This is a genomic window from Acinetobacter sp. YH12205, assembly GCF_013418125.1.
In the GTDB taxonomy this organism is placed as follows: Bacteria; Pseudomonadota; Gammaproteobacteria; order Pseudomonadales; family Moraxellaceae; genus Acinetobacter; species Acinetobacter towneri.
Map to the genome: position 1 here is coordinate 47,162 of NZ_VPCQ01000009.1, position 20,341 is coordinate 67,502.

The 20,341-nt window shown below is 38.7% G+C and carries 10 protein-coding genes and 6 pseudogenes; 10 read left to right on the forward strand and 6 right to left on the reverse strand.

Annotation, left to right across the window (positions count from 1 at the left end; genetic code table 11):
* Nucleotides 1-443 precede the first annotated feature (443 nt).
* Nucleotides 444-1,271: pseudogene (locus FTU92_RS11825) on the forward strand (TonB-dependent receptor domain-containing protein); the annotation flags it as partial.
* Between the two features lie 268 nt (nt 1,272-1,539).
* On the opposite strand, the pseudogene FTU92_RS14180 reads toward FTU92_RS11825, so the two are convergent.
* Nucleotides 1,540-1,626: pseudogene (locus FTU92_RS14180) on the reverse strand (HNH endonuclease); the annotation flags it as partial.
* A 38-nt stretch (nt 1,627-1,664) separates the two neighbouring features.
* Entirely contained in the window at nt 1,665-2,897 is a 1,233-nt protein-coding gene (locus tag FTU92_RS11830; protein WP_094069408.1) for an ATP-binding protein, read from the reverse strand.
* Between the two features lie 335 nt (nt 2,898-3,232).
* Here FTU92_RS11830 and FTU92_RS11835 point away from each other — a divergent pair.
* A pseudogene (locus tag FTU92_RS11835) lies at nt 3,233-3,535 on the forward strand (transposase); the annotation flags it as partial.
* On the opposite strand, the gene FTU92_RS11840 reads toward FTU92_RS11835, so the two are convergent.
* Nucleotides 3,520-3,858, reverse strand: a complete 339-nt coding sequence (locus FTU92_RS11840; protein WP_154320127.1) for a transposase — start codon at nt 3,856-3,858, stop codon at nt 3,520-3,522. The pseudogene FTU92_RS11835 and the gene FTU92_RS11840 sit on opposite strands and share 16 nt — an antisense overlap.
* A gap of 305 nt (nt 3,859-4,163) precedes the next feature.
* Here FTU92_RS11840 and FTU92_RS11845 point away from each other — a divergent pair, with 305 nt between their 5' ends.
* The 6 genes from FTU92_RS11845 (at nt 4,164) to FTU92_RS11870 (ending at nt 16,997) form a co-directional block, all read left to right on the forward strand.
* Entirely contained in the window at nt 4,164-5,921 is a 1,758-nt protein-coding gene (locus FTU92_RS11845; protein ID WP_154320126.1) for a ShlB/FhaC/HecB family hemolysin secretion/activation protein, read from the forward strand.
* Nucleotides 5,922-6,007: 86 nt separating this feature from the next.
* Nucleotides 6,008-13,051, forward strand: coding sequence for a hemagglutinin repeat-containing protein (locus FTU92_RS11850; protein WP_179989050.1), 7,044 nt, complete (start codon nt 6,008-6,010; stop codon nt 13,049-13,051).
* 18 nt (nt 13,052-13,069) lie between these two features.
* Nucleotides 13,070-13,690, forward strand: coding sequence for a hypothetical protein (locus tag FTU92_RS11855; RefSeq protein WP_154320123.1), 621 nt, complete (start codon nt 13,070-13,072; stop codon nt 13,688-13,690).
* 236 nt (nt 13,691-13,926) lie between these two features.
* Nucleotides 13,927-15,002 (forward strand): IS3 family transposase gene (locus FTU92_RS11860; protein WP_179991387.1). Its coding sequence is split into 2 segments (ribosomal slippage): nt 13,927-14,179 and nt 14,179-15,002, totalling 1,077 coding nucleotides; the frame shifts between segments, so codons are not numbered across the junction.
* A 98-nt stretch (nt 15,003-15,100) separates the two neighbouring features.
* Complete coding sequence (locus FTU92_RS11865) at nt 15,101-16,489, forward strand: hypothetical protein (protein WP_179991388.1); 1,389 nt, start codon at nt 15,101-15,103, stop codon at nt 16,487-16,489.
* Nucleotides 16,479-16,997 (forward strand): hypothetical protein, encoded by a 519-nt coding sequence (locus FTU92_RS11870; protein ID WP_179989170.1) that lies wholly within the window; start codon nt 16,479-16,481, stop codon nt 16,995-16,997. The genes FTU92_RS11865 and FTU92_RS11870 overlap by 11 nt, the downstream gene beginning before the upstream one ends.
* Before the next feature lie 120 nt (nt 16,998-17,117).
* On the opposite strand, the pseudogene FTU92_RS11875 reads toward FTU92_RS11870, so the two are convergent.
* Both FTU92_RS11875 and FTU92_RS11880 read right to left on the reverse strand, forming a co-directional pair.
* Nucleotides 17,118-17,381 (reverse strand): annotated as a pseudogene (locus FTU92_RS11875) (integrase core domain-containing protein); the annotation flags it as partial.
* Nucleotides 17,382-17,414: 33 nt separating this feature from the next.
* Nucleotides 17,415-17,891, reverse strand: a pseudogene (locus FTU92_RS11880) (transposase); the annotation flags it as partial.
* Between the two features lie 490 nt (nt 17,892-18,381).
* Between FTU92_RS11880 and FTU92_RS14185 the strand changes: the two are divergent.
* Together FTU92_RS14185 and FTU92_RS11885 are read left to right on the forward strand one after the other, a co-directional pair.
* Nucleotides 18,382-18,483, forward strand: a pseudogene (locus FTU92_RS14185) (recombinase); the annotation flags it as partial.
* Nucleotides 18,484-18,668: 185 nt separating this feature from the next.
* On the forward strand, nt 18,669-19,868 hold the full coding sequence (locus tag FTU92_RS11885) for an integrase arm-type DNA-binding domain-containing protein (RefSeq protein WP_005245164.1): 1,200 nt from the start codon (nt 18,669-18,671) through the stop codon (nt 19,866-19,868).
* A gap of 41 nt (nt 19,869-19,909) precedes the next feature.
* Here FTU92_RS11885 and FTU92_RS11890 read toward each other — a convergent pair whose 3' ends face one another.
* Entirely contained in the window at nt 19,910-20,323 is a 414-nt protein-coding gene (locus FTU92_RS11890) for a Cd(II)/Pb(II)-responsive transcriptional regulator (protein ID WP_005245163.1), read from the reverse strand.
* Nucleotides 20,324-20,341: the final 18 nt, after the last annotated feature.

Sequence of the window (20,341 nt, forward strand, 5' to 3'; positions counted from 1 at the left end):
TCATAAGAAGCAAAAATGACAATTACATGAATGAAATATGATCAATGTAAAATTTTAGCAAATTAAAAATATCAGTAGTTTGTGGGGGTTATATCTAGGTTTTCTTCATTATTTATCAAATGTGGTTTGAGGTAAAATTAAAATAAAACTTTAAACTGCCACAGTATTCTAGATATAAGCAGCCTTATTATGAAGCTGTCTCATAGGGCAGGGTTATACCAATGCTAAGTTTGAAGTGATTGAATCATCCTACTTACTAACGACACAATGTGACGTGTCGAAATTTATGTTTATTGAAAATTCCCCCAAATAATTTAAATTACTGTAATATTTTCCAATAGTTAAAACATTGCTAGTAGCATCATCAACTTAAATGTACTGTGTTGCAGGTAATAGAATTAAGACATCAGAAATAGCTTCAGCACCATGACTAAACCACAGGCAATGGTGATGACAGTGGTTCAACAGATTATCAAAAGTTACTTCCAACTGTCGCTTTAGGCTGGGATATATTACCTGAGCTTTATACTTATGCTAGCTATGGCAAAGGCTTCGAAACACCAACCTTTACCGAGATGGCCTATCTTACAGTAGGGACTTCAGGCATTAACTTTAATTTAAAACCTGCGACCAGTGATACCGTAGAACTTGGCTTAAAATCGCAGAATACCTTAGGGTTATTTACTTTTGCTGTATTTCATACTGAAACTAAAAATGACATTGTGCCTGACGATGCCAATGGCGGGCGAAGCACATTTCGTAATGCAGAAAAAACCTTACGTGAAGGCTTAGAGTTATCGTGGCAAAAACAGCTCTGGCAAGCACTCAATATTCGAACCAGTTATAGTTATTTAGATGCGACTTTTGATGCTGATATTCCAGCGACCACAACCAAACCGCTGATACAAAAAGGAACATATATTCCAGGTATTGCCAAGAATCAAGCTTTTGTAGGCTTGGCATGGCAACCTGAGCAGGGATTTCAGGCAGGCTTAGAAGCACGTTATATGGACAAGATTTATGTCGATGATATCAACTCTGATACTGCACCAAGTTATACGGTCGTTGCGGCAAATGTTGGCTATTTGTGGGTCAATAAAGACTGGAAAGTAAATACTTATGCACGACTAGATAATTTATTAGATCGAAACTATGTGGGTTCCGTGATTGTCAATGATAGTAATAATCGTTTCTTTGAGCCCGCAGATAGACGAAATTTTAATGTTGGACTATCGATAAAAAAATATTCTAACATAGGCTTTGTTGCATAAATACATAACCAACTGATTTTGTTCATTAATTTTTAGGTTGAAATTCATACAAACCTATTTAAATCAGAAGCTTACAAAATCTTTATGCAACAAAGCCGTGGAACAGCCACAAATAAACTCAGTAATAAATTTTTAAACATATTAATCCCCCGTTAAGTAACGGATTATAACAGCCGTAACTATCTAATCACATGCAAAAAGTAGCCGTTTCGCCTTTTCCTGTCCTCACATGATGCAAGCGGACCATACATCTTAATCAGATAGAAATCGAGTCGAGGTAAATCAATCCATCACAAATGGAGCAGAAATTATGCTTGATCACACTCTTGGTTAATGCTGAAAAGTCTTTGAGTTTTAATTAATAAATAAGTGTATCCATGTCTACCCTCAACTTTACTTATTTTCAGATAGCAACCAATCGAGAGCACTCATTTTTACAATACCATTATAATTCGCTTCAGTCCCTATCGTGTCTAAGGTAAGCAAATACTTGGGATACGAATCAGAAATTTTCTGTAATGGACGTAACTCTCGGCTGAGTGTCTCCTCATTGAGCGTTTCTAATGCCACCTGATAATAAGTTAAATTCTGTAAAGTATCGACAGCAACAAAATCAATTTCATATTCATCAACCCGCCCTACATAGACCGTATAACCTCGTCTGACAAGCTCAAGATAAATCACATTTTCTAAGATATGACCTTGATCAGCATTAGCATCAGGCAACATAATCCGGCGCAATCCGACATCAACTAAATAGTATTTTTCAGAGGATTGTAATAACTCACGCCCGCGTACTTTAAATTGTGCGGCACTATAAAATAACAAACTGTCCTGTAAGCCCTGAATATAGCGTTTTACTGTTTCAAATGAAATTTTAACCCCACTTGAAACAAAGGTATTTTTAATTTTATTGATGGAAATAGGTGAGCCTGTCACGCTTGCCAAATATCTTGCGACACGCTCGAGAGAGTTAATATCGGCAGTATTCAAACGGGGAATAACATCTTTAAACATTACACTGGCATAGACTGCTTGCAAGTAATCATAAGTTTCCTGCTGGCTAGTCATGGCAAGCGTATAAGGGAAACTACTGCGCGTATACATGGCATACAAATCACGATTTGATAATTGTTGGATGATCGGATTATTTTCAATATGCCACTGTTTAAATTCTTGGAATGACAGAGGTAGAACATGTTGCTCGATATAGCGTCCTGTAAGTAAAGTCGCAAGTTCTCCACTTAGAAAGAATGCATTTGAGCCTGTAATATATAAATCGATATAATCCCGAACATATAAAGAGTCGACTACTTTCTCAAAATTTGTAACATGTTGTATTTCATCTAAGAAAACATAGTTTTTTTTACTTTTATCAACTTTGGACAATACATAATCATGTAGTTTACGGTAATCGGTGAGTTCTTCAAATTCCATAAATTCGAAGTTGATGGCAATGATGTTTTCGGCTTGTACACCCTGTGCTTTTAGGATTTGTTGAAACATTGCCAATAAGGTGGATTTTCCAGAGCGACGCACACCTGAAAGTACTTTAATGACATCACGGTCTTGCCATGTATTCAGAAATTTTAAGTAGCCATCACGTCGAATATTAGCGCTTCTCATTATTTACACTTGGAATCTAAAGTTTTAATAAATTATATCAAATTTTAGAACGTATATGTAAATATATTTAATTTTAAAAAAAGTTTAAGGTTAAGTGAAACATTCAAAGCTGCTGTTGAAGTATACGGATAGTAAATGTAATAAAAATCCAGATTCTATCTTTTTTGACTCTGTACACGACAAAAAACCTAAATATGCCTAATATCGTATCTGGGTCTACTCCTTAGATGAGCAATGGTGATGCCTTGTTTTCGGATTTGTTGAGACTGTAAATAAAACTATGTAAACGCTTAAACTCCCCCAACGTTGTTGGGGTCAAACAAAAGGTGTTTACCATGAAAGATGAAGCAATGTTGGCACTCGCTAAAGAGTTAGCCAAGAACCTAAAAACCGAACTCGATCTCAATAATTTTAGTCGGGCTTTAAAGAAATTGACTGTTGAAACTGCCCTTAATGCGGAACTCACCGACCATTTAGGTTACGAAAAGAATAGTCCACGAACAGGTAAAAATGCTCGCAATGGTTACACAACGAAGCGTCTACTGACTGATGATGGTGAGTTTGAACTAGATACCCCTAGAGATCGTGAGGGTAAATTTGAGCCACAGCTTATCAAGAAAAATCAGACCCGTATCACAAAGCCAATTTCTGCTTTTGAGTGAGGTAAAGCAATTTGAACCGTTAACATATTAGTAGAAATAGGATCTAATGGTGCAGAGCAGGATAAGGCAATAAATGCAGGTTTATTCGGTGGTGGTGAGCGATCATTCTTTGGTTTACCATCAAATAAGCGAATCCATTTGGATACAAGATTTGCATTCAATCCATGTTGCAAAGCGACCGAAGCAATTGAAACGTCAGGTGCTTTACAAGCCTGAACGATCTGCTGTTTAAATTCAGCACTGTATGTTCTTCGTTTTTTCGCTAGAGATGCGATGGATGTCTGATTATTTGTCGTCATAAATTTAAGTCCCCACTTGTTTTTAAGTGGGGACTAAATTAAGGCTTATAGGATGAATTCATAAGGTGTGTTCAGCGGACGCTTACGAAAAAACAGCCAAGTGCTCATATGGTACAGTTATATCAAGAACAATGGTCAGATTGGCTATCAACGACACATGTGGCAAGTGAAGGTGTCCTGCAGAATGAAAGTTAAGTGTCTATTGAGGGGTACAATCTAATGGGAGAAATTGAAAAATAAAATACCATTGAATATTTGGTCATTATTTGTTAATTTCTGCGCAAAATTTAACATGCAATAAATTTATGTTCAAAAAAAATATAGTATTAAAAAGTATTTTGCTTACTTTGGGTGGTTTTGTTGTTACTCCTTTTGCATTTGCAGAAACATTTGATCCAGCGATAGATGGTTTGATTCGAAACCAGCAGCGCCAAGCAGAACTAGAAAAAATTATACAACCAGAACGTGATGTTAATTTAGATGTCATCCAAAAAAAAGAAGCTGTACAACTTACCGACCTTGAAGATCAGAATTGTTTTGAAATCAAGACAGTTGAACTTGATGGCGAAATGAGTAAGCATTTTGATCAATATGTGCAACAAGCGTTAAAAGATTTAAGTTTTACTCCAGGTTTATGCATGGGTGAGCAGCGAATTAATCTGTTGATGACGCAAACGCAGAACATCATCATTGGCCGAGGCTTTACTACGACACGAATATTGGCTGCACCTCAAAACTTAAGTACAGGCGTATTAAAACTCACCGTCATTCCGGGATTAGTTCGAGAAATCAAACTCGATTTAAGTGATGAGGAAAATACCCGAGCAGGCCGAATTCAATATGCCAAAAATATCTTTCCAATGAAGAGTGGCGATATTCTCAATTTACGTGACTTAGAGCAAGGCTTAGAAAACTTAAAAAGACTGCCTACAGCGGAAGCTGATATTCAAATTATTCCTGCAGATGCGCCCAATCAAAGTGATGTTATCGTCAAATGGAAACAGCGAAAAATTCCAATTCGCGTGACCTTAAGTGCTGATGATGCCGGTAGTCGTCAAACCGGTAAATACCAAGGTAACATCACCGTTTCAGTCGATAACCCTTTATTTAGAAGTGACTTATTTTACGTCACCATGGGCCGTAACTTAGCAGATCAGCAAGAGATTACGGATCAAAATGGAACCACTGTGAAGAGCGGAACCCATAACTATGCCCTTCATTATTCAGTCCCTTATAAAAACTGGCTGATCAGCGCCAATGCGAGTCGATACAATTATGACCAAGCTGTTGCAGGCACCAATAATGTCTATAACTATAATGGAGAAAGTCAGACTCAAGACTTAGGCTTGACCCGATTGCTTTATCGGGATGCCAAGCGTAAAACCTCAGCGACCTTGAAAGGCTGGCATCGAGAATCTAAAAGCTATATTGATGATGCCGAACTGACCATACAGCGCAGAGATGTTGCGGGTTGGCAGTTAAACCTTGATCATCGTGAATATATTCAATTTGCAGTGCTGGATTTGAGTCTAGGGTATAAGCGAGGCACAGGTGCATTCGATTCATTACCAGCAGTTGAGGAAGCGCTGAACGAAGGTACATCACGGATGAAGATCTGGACGCTAGATGCCAATCTGAATGTTCCGTTCCAATTTGAGAACCAGCAATATAGCTACTCAAGTGCCTTTAGAGCGCAATACAATGACACCCCGCTGACCATCCAAGACCGGCTTTCCATTGGTGGAAGGTATACAGTACGCGGTTTTGATGGTGACCTAACCCTAGCAGCAGACCGTGGCTTCTACTGGCGCAATGATTTAGCCATGTCTATTTTTCCCGCACATCAATTCTATATGGCCTTGGATGCTGGGCATGTTGATGGTCAATCTGCCCAATGGCTTTTAGGTAAAACCCTTGTGGGTGGTGCGATGGGGCTACGTGGTCAATTTAAGGTGGGTGGCACTTTTTACTACGATATATTTATCGGTAAACCAATCAAGAAGCCTGAATATTTCCAAAATTATGATTTGAATTATGGTTTTAGTGCCAGTTATTCATTCTGATCTAAAGAAAAGTACAAACTAAAAAATGAGCTCGTAGTATTAAAGCGAAAAAATCTCCCAAATAAAGACACATTGGTAATTGAAAAATGAATAAGAACTGCTATAAAACGATTTTTAGTCAAACCCGTGGTGAAATGATTGCTGTTGCAGAAAATGTCGCAGCTGCAGGACAAGCCTCAACACAGAATAATAAAGCGGTTGATCTTGAAACACCAGTCGTTGCTTCTGAAAAAAGTTTAGCTTTAAAAGTTCTTTCATTTTCATTGATGCTGATTACAGGCACTGCCCTGATCAATGCATCTATTGGTGTATCGCACAGCAATGTTGTTGCAGACTCGAATGCGGCAGGCAATCAGCGTCCAACGATATTGAACAGTGCCAATGGCACAACGCAGGTGAATATTCAAACCCCAAGCAAAGCTGGGGTATCGGTGAATCACTACCAGCAATTTGATGTGAATCAGAACGGTGTCATTTTAAATAACAGCCGCCAAAATACTCAAACGCAGCTTGGGGGTTATATCCAAGCCAATCCGTGGCTTGCAGGCGGTGAAGCCAAAGTCATTGTTAATCAGGTGAACGGCAGCAATCCAAGTCACTTAAATGGCTATGTAGAGGTCGGTGGACGTAAAGCAGATGTGATCATTGCCAACCAAGCTGGGATTAATGTCGATGGTGGCGGTTTTATCAATGCAGGTGGGGTGACTTTAAGTACCGCCAATCCGAATATTCAAAATGGACAAGTGACAGGTTATCAAGTCCGTGACGGGGTGATTAACATCACAGGTCAGGGCTTGGATGCCAGTAAAGCCGACTATACCCAGTTACTCAGCCGTGCTGCACAGATCAATGCGGGGATTTGGGCTAAAGAATTGACGGTGGTTGCTGGACAAAATGATATTGAAGTTAATCCGCAGGCTGGTGCGATACAGGCGGCTTCGGGGTTGGCAGGCACTGTGCCACAGTTTGCCATTGATACCAGTCACTTAGGCGGAATGTATGCGGGCAAAATCAGTTTAATCAGTACCGAACAAGGGGTTGGGATTAACAATGCAGGGCAAGTGTTTGCTTCAGCCGGGCATATTAAAATCAGTGCCAATGGCGAGCTGCAAAATAGCGGTGCAGTAGTTGCAGAAAATAAAGTCGATAGCACCCCAGCGAGTTTAAATCTTCAAGCAAAAGATTTAAACAATAATGGCAAGATATTAAGTCTAGGCGATCAACGCATTCAGGCTGAAAACGTCAACAATACCGGCCTCATTAATAGCCAAGGTTTAACTCGTATTGATGCCAGTCAAGGCATCCAAAACGTGGGTACAGGTCAAATCTATGGTGACCATATTGCCCTGCAAGCCGCGCATCTTCTCAATGCAGAACAGCAAACCAATGGCGATGTCAAAGCAGGCACGATTGCGGCACGTCAACGCTTAGATATTGCAGGCGGAAAAATTGAAAACCGAGAACAAGCCTTAATTGCCAGCGAAGGTGCGCTGACTGTTGGTGGACAACTCAATGCAAACCATATGGCAGAAGGCTCTGCCGCATTATTAGACAATGCCAGTGCACGTATTCAATCCGTGGGTGATATGTACTTAGGCGTGGATATTTTGACCAACCGAAATTTGCATTTCAGTTCAAGTGTCAAAGAAATACCAGAAACCCGCAAAGATGTGACCGCTTATCAAGGTGCTGGAAGCGCTGAAATTCTTGATTCATCGCATATTACAGGTCGTGGCAGTTATGACAGCATTTATCTGGATGGTCAAAAATATGAAGACTATACCCGATATATCTACAACCAGTACGAAACCCAACACTATGTGGATTCCAGTGCACCAGCGGAGATTATTTCAGGTGGCACACTGACGCTAAAAGGCCAAAGCCTGACCAATGACAAGAGCCAAATTCTAGCGACGAAAGGCATTAATATTGAACAAAATGAAGTGAATAATATTGATGCTGAGGGTGAGCATCGTGTGATTAAAACGGGGACATCACAGTATCACTATGTAGGTTGGAATACATTAGGTACAAGTAAACGAAGTAAGTGGAACAGTGTTAAACCCTATAATCCAGCTGATATCGTAACGCCAATAAAACTTGATGTGGTGAAATATGATGGTGCTCACCAAGGCACATTAAATGGTGATACCTCAGAACTCAGCTTACCGCTGCAATCCTTATACAGCGTTAATAAAGAAAATAATAACCGCCCTTTGATTGAAAGCAGCGATGCCTTTACCAATTATAAAAATTGGTTAGGCAGTGATTACATGCTGCAAATGTTCGCGACCAACCCACAAAATATGCAAAAACGTTTAGGGGATGGTTATTACGAGCAAAAACTGGTCAATGACCAAATTGCACAACTGACGGGTCAAGTTTATTTAGATGGTTATACGAACTTCGAGGATCAATTCAAAGCCTTGATGGATTCTGGGGTAAGTGCTGCCAAAGATCTTAATTTAAGTGTTGGAGTGAAGCTCTCAGAAGCACAGATTGCTCGATTGACCAGTGATATGGTGTGGCTGGTGACAGAAACCATTACCGTTGATGGCGAAAAAATCCAAGTCTTGGTACCGAAAGTGTATGTTGCGGTACAGTCGGGGGACTTAAACAACAAAGGTGCCTTGATTGCAGGCGAGACGGTCAATTTAAAACTGAGTGGGGATTTAAACAACCAAGGCAGTATTGCTGGACGCCAATTGGTGAGTCTTGAAGCCAATAACATTAATAACGTGGGTGGCTTAATACAAGGTCGAGATGTCTTTGCGACAGCACACACCGATATCAATAATATTGGTGGGACAATGACCGCCAATCAAATCCTTGCCCTTGATGCGGGCCGAGACATTAACAACATCACCACGACGATTAAAACTGAAAATAAGCACGGTTTAAGTGAATTTAGCGCTGAAAACATTGGCCGTGTTGCTGGGCTGTATGTACAAGATGCGGATGGTCAGCTGGTTGCCAATGCCAAGAATAATATCAATCTGACTGCATCAGATCTACAAAGCCAAGGTAGCATTGCGATCCAAGCGGGACAAGACCTGAATCTTTCTACGGTGAATGTCAGTCGCAGTGATTTAAGCTCAGCAGGTGACAAGGATCAGATTCTGAATGCTTCGAGTCGAGATGTAGGGACGCAGATTCAGGCGAAAGGAAATATTTCCCTGCAAAGTGGTGCCAATACTCAGATTAAAGCCAGCACCTTGAACAGTACGTCGGGCAATGTAGTGATTGATGCTGGACAAAATGTCTTGATCGAAAATGGACGAGATGAACGCAGTTCTCAGCTTGCAGCCCAAGAAAAAGGTGGCTTCTCTACAACAGATAAAAAAATCCAATCTTCGACCAGTCAATCGATTGCAACCGACATCCAATCGGGTGGCAATATCCTGATCAATAGCCAAACAGGAGATATTCAAGCCACGCACCTGCAAGCTGGTGCGAAAGACAGCATTCAAATTACGGCAAACCAAGGCAATGTAAAACTTTTGTCAGATATTGATACTGATATAAAGAGCACGGAAACAGCCAAGAAAAATACAATTCAATTTAAAAACCGTCAATCAGGATATATCGACGAAGATGTTGCACAAACACAGCTCAAAGCTGGCAAAAATGTTGATATCAATGCCGGTAAAAATATCGAGCTGCAAGCCAATGATATACAAGCTCAAGACAATATTTATATTGGCAATAAACAATTCGAACGCCAAGCGGATGGCAGTTTAAAATCCAAAGATGGTAATGCCCTGCCCGAAAATGTCAGTCTGACGACATTAGAAACCAATGATCAGCAATGGGATGAAACCCAAAAAGGTTATCGTGGCATTGCCAAAGACTTAATGAAAGTGACTGCTGTTGGCTTAGCGGGTATTGAGGCTTTAGCTCCGGGATTAAAAGCACCGAAGATCACGATCGGAGAATCATCGAGCACACGGACTGAGCAAAGAACACAAACAGGGACCGATCTTGGTGCCAATAATGTCTATGTGGGTTCAGCAGGTCAAACGACACTGACCAGTAGCAACATTGATGCACAGAACACGGTCTTAGCGGGCAAAAAAGTCACGCTCGATGCAGCAGAAGAACAACACAAAACTGTTACGTCAAACAGCAAAGAAACGGTACAAGGTCTTGGGGTTAAGCTGAATAAAGACAGCATTCGAGTGGGCGGCTTTGTACTTGAAGACGCAGAGAATACCGTTAAAACTACAGCCACAACGCATAAGTCAGGCAATATCAATACTGAAAATTTAACAATTCAAGGTGCAGAAGGTGTAGATATCCTCGGCCAAAATATCACAGCGACAGGTGATACGATCATTGATCATGGTCGAGGAAATCTTAACATAGGCGGTTATGAAAATAAAACCACCACAGAAGAAAAGACTCATACTGAAACCATCAGTACAGAAGTCGGCATTCGCAATGCCTATTTAGATGCAATCTTAGCGGTAGAAGCTGTTGCAGATGCAACTAAAGCCTTATCTAAAGCTAAAGATGATTATAGCCAAGCACAACGTGACTATGCAGCGGGTCGAATTACCAAAGGAGCCTTAGATGACAGCAAAGCCAATGTCGCAATGGCAACGGCCAATGTGGCAAGTGCACAGATTGCTGTAGGGGCAGCAGCCGCATCTGCGGCTGCAAGCAGTGCAACCTATGGCTTTACTATTGGTGCCAATGGTGAAAGGATTGAAACTACGACGACCACGAATACAGAACAAAGCCAATGGCAAGGTAGCAACTTAGATTTAAATAACCTTCAGCTTAAATCAGAAGGCCAAGACATCAATATCCAAGGCAGCCGAGTGAATGCAACAGGCACCACGACCTTTGATGGCAGCAAAGACCTCAATGTGACTGCAGGCGTCGAGCATAGTAAACAGGACAGCAATAGTAAAACCAATAGCCAAAGTGTGAGCTATACCTATGGCGGTGGCGGCAGTGCTTCAATAGGCAAGCAAACCAGCCAATCACAAAACGAAAGCCTCACCCACGTAAATAGTGAAGTTGTGCTGAATCGTACTGAAGGTGCAATAGACAAACTGAATATTCAGGGCGGTGAGGTTTCTATCGCTGACCGAGGTAATCTACAAGTAAATCAGATCCATGTAGAAAGCTTGCAGGATACAGAGACTAGCAGTAATAGCAGCAAAGGCGGAAATATTGGCTTAGGTTTTGGTTCTAACGGTAAAGCCAGCAATATCAGCGCTGGCTATAACCAAAGTAAGGGCAGCATTGACAGTGCATGGGTAAATGACACTAGTAAGCTGCTGATTGGCAATGCGCAGAACGATGCTGATCTAGATGCGATGGGTGTTAAAAATATTACCAGTATTGGTGGTGTGATTGCCAATGCGACGAAGAATGAAGACGGCACATTAACGGATCACGGTAAGCTGAACTATTCAGGCGAACTTGCGCTGAAAGACATAGAAGATCATAACTACAACAGTAGCAGTGGTTTTAATGTATCAACGACGATAGGCAAAACCACGAACAACAAAGATGGAGAAAAATCCAAATATCCAAACGGTTCAACCACCATTGGCCTTAACAGCAGTGGACAAGAAACAGAACAATTGACTAAGGCAACGATGGGTCAAGGGACTGTTGCAAATGCCTCAGACAGCACCAATCGGGACATTAATAATACGCAAGAAATTACTCGTGACCAAGTGACGGGCATGCTGGATGGTTCTGTGACGGTTGATCAGCGTTTACTGAGTAAGAGTGGACGGGCGGAGATTATTCAAGAGCAGAAGGAATTACCTGAAAATTTCCGTCAAAGTGCTGAAAATATTGTGAAGCAAATGCCTGAGGGAGAATATAAAGAGAAGGCTTTACAAAGTTTAAATAATATACAAGCAAAACTTTATAGTTTACCAGCAGATTTTGAGGGTTTAGAGGAATATGGGCAGCAAGTTGCAGGGGAGCTATTGAAAAATGGTCTTGAAATTAAAGAGGTCGAAAAGATTATAGATACAGATAATTATTGGTATGCAATTCAAAAATTATCTGCTGTCCAAGAACAATTAGATATTTTGAGTCAGAATGGTAGTGGCATTGAACAGATTCTTAATTCTGAGCTCTCTAAAGAGCAACCAATAGTCAACTCAAACTCCTTAATTAGTATATTAGCTGAAAATACAGATAGTTCTCTTGCTGTAAAAGAAACGGATTTACTAGGTTTTAAATTTTTACATGCGGCAGCAGAAATTAGTAAAAATATAGAAAAAATTTCTGTAGATAGTGGTGTTGACATTGAAAAAATACAACTTGCTGCTAGCGTGTTGTTAGGAGGGCCTGTAAAAGCAACAGCAGGATATATAGTTAATCAATTTAGTGGAGAATATATTGATTATGCTACAAATGCGGTATCAGATCATTTAGTAAAATCACTCTACGGACTTTCAGATGGTCTATATGATGATTGGAGTCGGTCTGAAAAAATTAGTGAGTTGAAACAGCTTGGACTAAGCGATGATGATTTTCAACGAAGTCTTAATTATGCGGAATCACTGCAAAATGCAAAGCTAGGTGCTACTTTTATTGTTGGTATAGCTGCTGAGACACTAATTTCAGGGAAAGGAAAAGCTAAAAATAGTGATGAAATATCAGTAAAACCTACTGTTCCTGATTATGTTACTCGTAATGATCATGATTTTTCTGCTACAGAAAATTATAAAGGTAAACCAAAAGCTTACATAAATGACAAAGGTGATTTGGTTGCTGCAAACCCTGAAGGAACAGGATCTGTTCAATCTCATATTAGAGGTGGTAATTCTGAGAATACACCATACATTTCAACAAGTGATCCAGCAATAGCTATTGATTCTAAAAATTATGGTGGTGAGCAAATTAAGATTGATACGAAGCGATTGCAGGAAGATATTGATGCAGGTAAGATTTCTGGTAGTCAGATTGTGACACATACCGAAGTTAGAAAGGAATTACAATCTAAAGTCGATGCAGCTCAGGCGAAATATGATCGTAATCCTAGTAAAAAAAATCGAGATAAATTAAGAGATGCAAATAAAGATTTGAATCATGCTATTAGAGATGGGGAATGCTTAATCAAAGGTTGTGTTCCATCAGAATACATAAAGAAATAGTTTGTAAGGAGTATAGAGTTGGAACAGAAGATTATAGACTTATTAAATGAGATTCCTGATAGTGTCAATTATACAGATATAGCAGAGGACTTAGATGCTGAAGATATTTCAGTTAGCCGTATAGAACAGTTAAGAGAATTATTAACAAATTCGGATGACTATATTGTATTCCAAGCTGCTAAATTGTTGACATTTTGGGGAGATGATTATGGTTTTAATGCTTTAACTGCATTATTTGAAAACAATAAATTAAATGGTTTTATTGATCATAGGCTAAATGGTTATGATGATACATTGCAACATGTTCTTAGAGCATTTATTCGTTATTGGGCTGATAAATCTGACCATGGTCTAGGTACCTTAACAAGAAAAAAATTGTTTCCATATATTGTCAAAATAATAGAGCTTGCTAATACTCAACCTTTTGGAATAGATTCTTTATTTGGTTTAATAATCGATGAGGACTTCAAAGAATATATTCCATTTTTAAAAGAACATTTAATTTCAATCATTGATCATCCAGAAATACATGGTTGGAAAATTCATGATGTTATTGAGTTATTTTTAAAAATTGAACCTGATTTTGTATATAAATTATTGGATGAAAAAGGAAAGACGTTAAAGGATTTTAATTTTTGAAATTAATGTATCGACCAGTATTGGTATTCCACAAAAGGGAACTAAAGAAGCTTCTACAGCTCCAAAAGGTTCAACGACCATTGGTATCAATAGCAGCGGGCAAGAAACAGAACAACTGACCAAGGCAACCTTAGGTCAAGGTACTGTGACGAATGTGAAAGATACGGTAATCCCCCCTAAAAATAATAGGATCTAAAAGTAGAATTTTCTCTTAAGATACGAGCAGGAGATTCTGCATGAAAACATCTAAATTTACTGATAGTCAGATCATGTCCATCTTGAAACAGGCAGAATCTGGCACACCTGTAGCGACCCTTTGCCGTGTACACGGCATGAGTAATGCTACCTTTTATAAATGGCGTGCCAAATATGGTGGTATGGATACATCATTAATGGCTCGACTGAAAGAGCTAGAAGCCGAAAATACCAGACTTAAAAAGATGTATGCGGAAGAGCGATTAAAGGCCGAAATCATCCAGGAAGCGATGGCAAAAAAGTGGTAAAGCCATCTTGCCAGCGTAAGATGGCACAACAGGCAGTTGCCCAGCATGCCATTAGTATTCGTTTGGCTTGTAAAGCATTTGGCATTAGTGAAACCTGCTACCGCTATCAAGCCAAACTCAGCGATGACAATGCACTCATTGCTGAACAGCTCATTGAACTCACTGAGGAAAATTCCGATTGGGGCTTTGGTTTGTGCTTCTCGTATTTACGGCATGTTGAGAGTTGCTGCTGGAATCACAAGCGGGTTTACCGCATTTACTGTGAGTTGGCACTGAATCTGCGTATTAAACCGAGAAGAAGACTAAAACGGCATGCGCCTGAACCATTGAAAGAACCAATCCGAGAAAATCAGGTTTGGTCATTAGATTTTATGCATGATCAGCTTTCCGATGGTCGCAAGTTTCGATTATTGAATGTGATTGATGATTACCGCCGCGAAGGCCTAGCCATTGAAGCAGGGTTCTCATTGCCCACAATCAGGGTTATTCGTACGTTGAATCAATTGCTGGAGTGGAGAGAAAAACCGTTAGTGATCCGATGCGATAATGGTCCCGAATTTATCAGTCACGAATTTGTGCGCTGGGCTACTGAGCATGGTATTCGTATTGAATATATTCAACCGGGTAAGCCACAGCAGAATGCGTATATTGAACGCTATAATCGGACCATACGTTATAGTTGGCTGAGCAAGCATTTATTTGATACTTTGGATGAAGTACAAGATTATGCAACAAACTGGTTGTGGCATTACAACCATGAAAGACCACATCAAGCTAACAAAGGAAAGCCACCTCTAATGGCTGCTTAACCTCTGCTTTTAACTTCGGTTATTTATGGGAGGATTACCATACCACCAACCGTGATATCAACAATACCCAAGAAATTACTCGTGATCAGACCACAGGTATGCTGGATGGTTCAGTAACGATTGATCATCGATTACTGACAGAAGCTGGACGACAGGAGATTATTCAAGAACAGAAGGATTTGCCAGAGAATTTCCGTCAAAGTGCAGAAAATTTAGCACAAGCCTTACCAGCGGGTGAGTATAAAGATAAGGCTTTACAAACACTAAATAATATTCAGGCAAGGCTTTACAATTTACCAAGTGAATATAAAGAAACGGGTGTAGTTGGTGACAAAGTTGCAAGTGAATTGCTCAAACGAGGGATAGAGCCAAAAGAAGTTGAAGCTTTATTTTCTAAATTAGATTTTTTCTATGCAGCAAAAGAGTTTAGTGAAATTCAGAGTCAACTAGATACATTAGCTCAATCTGGTGTTGATTTAGAAACGATTTTTAAACAACCTAAAATAGGCGTAAATGAACAAGAAGTAATTTATGCGAAAGGAACTGACATTGAGACAAAAGTTACGACCCAAACCACAGTTGGTATGACGATATTAAGCAATATTGCTGATTTAGGAAATAATATAAAGCAGATTAGTGAAGATACTGGAGTTGATTTAGGTACTGTTCAACTTGCGGTAGGACTAATGATTTCAGGCCCAGTCCGTTTAGCAATTGAGACAGGAAAATCTTTAGCTTTAGATAGTGCGGTAGGAGCTGAAATAGCTCAAGGATTTGATGCGCTGGCGACATCATTAACTGCCGCCGCTCATGTTACCAATTCAAATACGATTAATAATTGGACTAATTCAGAGAAAGTTAAAGAAATTGAAGCCTCAACATCTGAAAATAAATTAGATGAATTGAAATTTGCAAATGAAATTGAAAAAAATAAACAAGGTGCAGAATATTTAATTAATGCTGTGGCTGGAGTTGTAGGTGCTGGAGTAGGTAAAGGTGTCACTAAGGGGAAAGATGCTGATATTGAAATAAATCAAAAGCAATCTCTTGATGTGGGATGGGTTGATAATTATGGAAATCAAAAGAAAGTCACTGGAGATGGAACCGTGGCTAGAGATCATCAGCCGTCTAAAGCTGCATTATTAAAGAGAGCTGAAGACTTAAAGGAAGCGCCCTTAACTCAAGCAGAGAAAAATCGTATTATTAATGAAGGAATGAGTGTAACTGTACCAAATGAGGTGCATGCCGCAGGTCCAACCTATGCAGGAAAAAATAATAAAGGACTCATTGAAAATGATGCAAATGATTTACAAGCAGCACAAATTAGGGATTCTGAGGCAATGATAGATAATGCAAAAAAATTAACGCCTGAGTACGTTACAAAGTTGCAAGAAGCATGTACTACATTGAGCTGTAAAAATAATGCTGATTATGATAAATTTTTGAAAAATATTATGGATGAGGAGGCGAGAAAGAATGACAAATAAGTTTATTGATCATTTAATATCACTGTTGGGTAAGTCAAATATTGATGAAAAATTAGTTGATTTTTTTGTTAAAAATCAATTTGTGAAAAGTCAAGAGGAAATTAAATTACCAATTTATGATGAAGATGGTGATTTATTGGATGAGTATAATTTTTATATTAGTAAATATGATGAGGGATTGGGTTTTATATTTACTGATGAGTCTTTTTATTTAAATCAGGAGGACAAACCCATAACTGGTGAAAAAATATACTTAACGACTATATTTTTTTATAATGATGGTGTGGAAGGCTTTTCTCAATATAAACAAGAACTGCCATTTAATTTAAAATTTTCAATGAATAAAGCTGAAATTGAAAATATGTTAGGAGTGCCATTATTTATTAAGAATGATGATGGCGTGGTTAGAAGCCAAAAATGGAAAATTGAAGATATTCCATTTACAATATATATTTCATATAACAATATAGGTGAGATTAGATATATTTCATTAAGTATTCCTTACTGATTTAGTTAAAGTCGTTCCTACCCTATTTTGAATAAAAAAGCGGTTCTTTATTTAAAATGGAGCTACATTAATAGTTTTTAAGGTAATCCTTCAATAAATAACCGAAGTTAAAAGTAGAGGTTAAGCAGCCATTAGAGGTGGCTTTCCTTTGTTAGCTTGATGTGGTCTTTCATGGTTGTAATGCCACAACCAGTTTGTTGCATAATCTTGTACTTCATCCAAAGTATCAAATAAATGCTTGCTCAGCCAACTATAACGTATGGTCCGATTATAGTGTTCAATATACGCATTCTGCTGTGGCTTACCCGGTTGAATATATTCAATACGAATACCGTGCTCAGTAGCCCAGCGCACAAATTCGTGACTGATAAATTCGGGACCTGAGATACCGTCTTGGTAGTCAATCAGGTTTTGAGATTATTCGACCACTAAATAATCTCTTCGATAGGCAGTCTGATGTTTTAAAACGCCATAACACAGATGTATAAGCTTGCGCATTGCAGCACCTAAAGCACACATTTTATTTTTACCCTGGCTTAATAATCGTTGATATAAAGCTTCAATGTGTGGATTATATTTAATCGCTGTTAATGCCGACATATACAATACTGAGCGTATTTTACTGTCACCTGCTTTTGATAAGTGACTTTGCTTGTTGACTGAACTGCCAGACAACTGATGTACTGGAACCAAACCTACATATGCAGCAGCTTGACTTGCTTTTTCAAACTTGTGCGAATGAAATAACCCCAACAGTAATAAGCCTGATCGTTCACCGATTGAAGGAATAGTTTGCAGTAATTTCAAATCCTGTTTCAATGTTGGATCTTGATCTATGTGATTATTTATTAACTTATCAATATGTTCAAGTTGCCGATTTAAATAGGCTTTGTTGCATAAACATTTTGCAAGGCACTGATTTTTAAAGGTTTGTGAAAATTTCAACCTAAGAATAAATTTAATAAAATCATATTCTTAGGTATTTGTGCAACAAAGCCGATCCGAATCGGAAGCCAAAAAGCTTTTGGGGCAGATTATTAGGACGGAAGTGAATTCATAGTAACTGTCCAAATGAAAGAAGAATCAGTGTCCTTTACGATAAGAATATGCAATTTATCTAAGAATTATATTGCTGAATAAGCTTTTAAGAATATAGGTTTGGGCAATAAAGCCTTTAAATTCTATTACTGAATAAACCCTAAGTGGCCGATTTGGAATAGGAATGAGTGGTAGGGTGCGAATAGGAATAGGTGGTAGGTTTATGCTGGAATATGCATTGAGTCCAATCCTTGATCGTGGAGACTATTGTATTAGAAACAATAGCAGACCTAAAAGGCTTTACTGGTATCCATTGATTATTCAATAACATTAAATAGAGCCGTGAGACGTTGAAAGGCTCACAGAGTGGGAGGTAAAGTATATCCTCATCTCTCGTAAAACAGCTGACGAAGTCCGAGATAGAATCATTGCGTCAAAAAAAACGTGATATTTGAGAACTAAAAAAGAAGTGGTACTCCTACTGGTTACTAAAATTAAAGTATATTGAATAATAAATTTATAAAACAATACTTTACAAATCTATATGATGCGTAGTGTACGCATCATACATAAAGCGTTCTATTTTGATATAATTGATCCAATCAACCCATTGTTAGGTTTCATTTAAATTCCATGAGTCTTACTGAAATTAAAGTTCGCCAAGCTCATTGTAAGGAAAAAACCAGTTTTTTATCCGATGAAGATGGGCTTAGCCTGAAGATTGAGCCGAGTGGAAGAAAATCTTGGTGCTATCGCTATACAGATCCACAAACTAAAAAACGTCGACGCATTCAGTTAGGTCGTTATCCTGATTTATCGCTGAAAAAGGCACGACAAGTCAGAGATGACTTTAAAGACAATGATTTCTGTTTTGAACAAGATACTGCCTCTAATGTCATCACCTTTGGTAAGGTCGGGGAGGAGTGGTTACAGTTCAAACTGAAAAATGCCTTCAACGATCTACCCCGCTGTGGTGTACTACAGTTAGCAGAAAGATGCTTACAGCAAGATATTTATCCAGACCTTCAGGATCTACCTTTTCAAAACATCAAGCGTTATGACCTGGTTTCAGTAATCAAAAAAATAGAGGGACGCCAAGTAAAAGAACCTGTCAAGAAAGCTTGTAGTTATTTGAACCAAATTTATGACTACGCTGTAGCGATGGGTTATTGTGAATTCAACATCGCGCATGGTTTAAATAAAATCGCCATTAACAGTAAAATCAAGAAAAATTATCCGTATTTGAAAGCGGAGGATATATCTGATTTTAAGTATAAATTACAAAAATTGGATGCCCATCCGATTATTAAAAAAGCACTGCTGTTCAAATTACATACTGGCGTGCGAGGGGCTGAATTGTTATTGGCTGAGCCTCATCATTTTGATTTAAATGAAAAAGTCTGGAAAATACCTGCCTTGCATATTAAACAGTTTCGACGAAAAGTCATATTAGGCCATGAGATTCCCGACTTCTTAGTTCCACTTTCAGATCAGGCTTTAGATATTTTAAAAGACGTCATGCAATGGTCATACGGTGAAAAGTACATTTTTGCTAGCCCACGGAAACATAATCAACCGATTCATTTTAATACATTAAATATGGCTATACGTAAGATGGGCTATGGAAAACATCAATTATCCTCTCATGGACTACGTTCCACTTTTAGTACCATTTTGAATGACTCAGGTTTGTTCCAGGATAACTGGATTGAGGCACAACTTTCACATATTGATAAGAACCGTACCCGTGCCAGCTATAATCACGCTGACTATTTAGCCCAGCGGACTGAAATGATGCAGTGGTGGGGTGATTATTTAAGTACTGCTAAGTGAAAATCGTACTTTTATACATAGACTTAAAACATTATGGGGTTTCAAATGGATAGTAAACAATATACTTGCCGTGTTACATGGTCAGCAGAATATAATGAGTATGTTGGGTTGTTCGAACCACAAGCACTAGCCATTTGTTGTAATTCAGCTTTAAGCGCCCTTAATTCTTTCATGCGTTTATTCACTAGTGCAAGTTGCTGATCAATTAATGCATTAACGCTAGAGCAGCTTTCTTCTGGCTTATTTTTTAATTCGATAAGACGTTTAATATCATTGAGTGATATATCTAGGCTGCGACAATGCTTTACGAATTCCAATTGTTTAAGTGCTTTGCTATCATACAGCCTGAAATTACCTTCTGAACGATTTGGATTTAACAGTAATCCTTCTCTTTCATAATATCTAATCGTTTGTATTGAACAGCCCGATTTTTTTGACAATTCGCCTATTTTCATCAATTTCCCCCAGACATT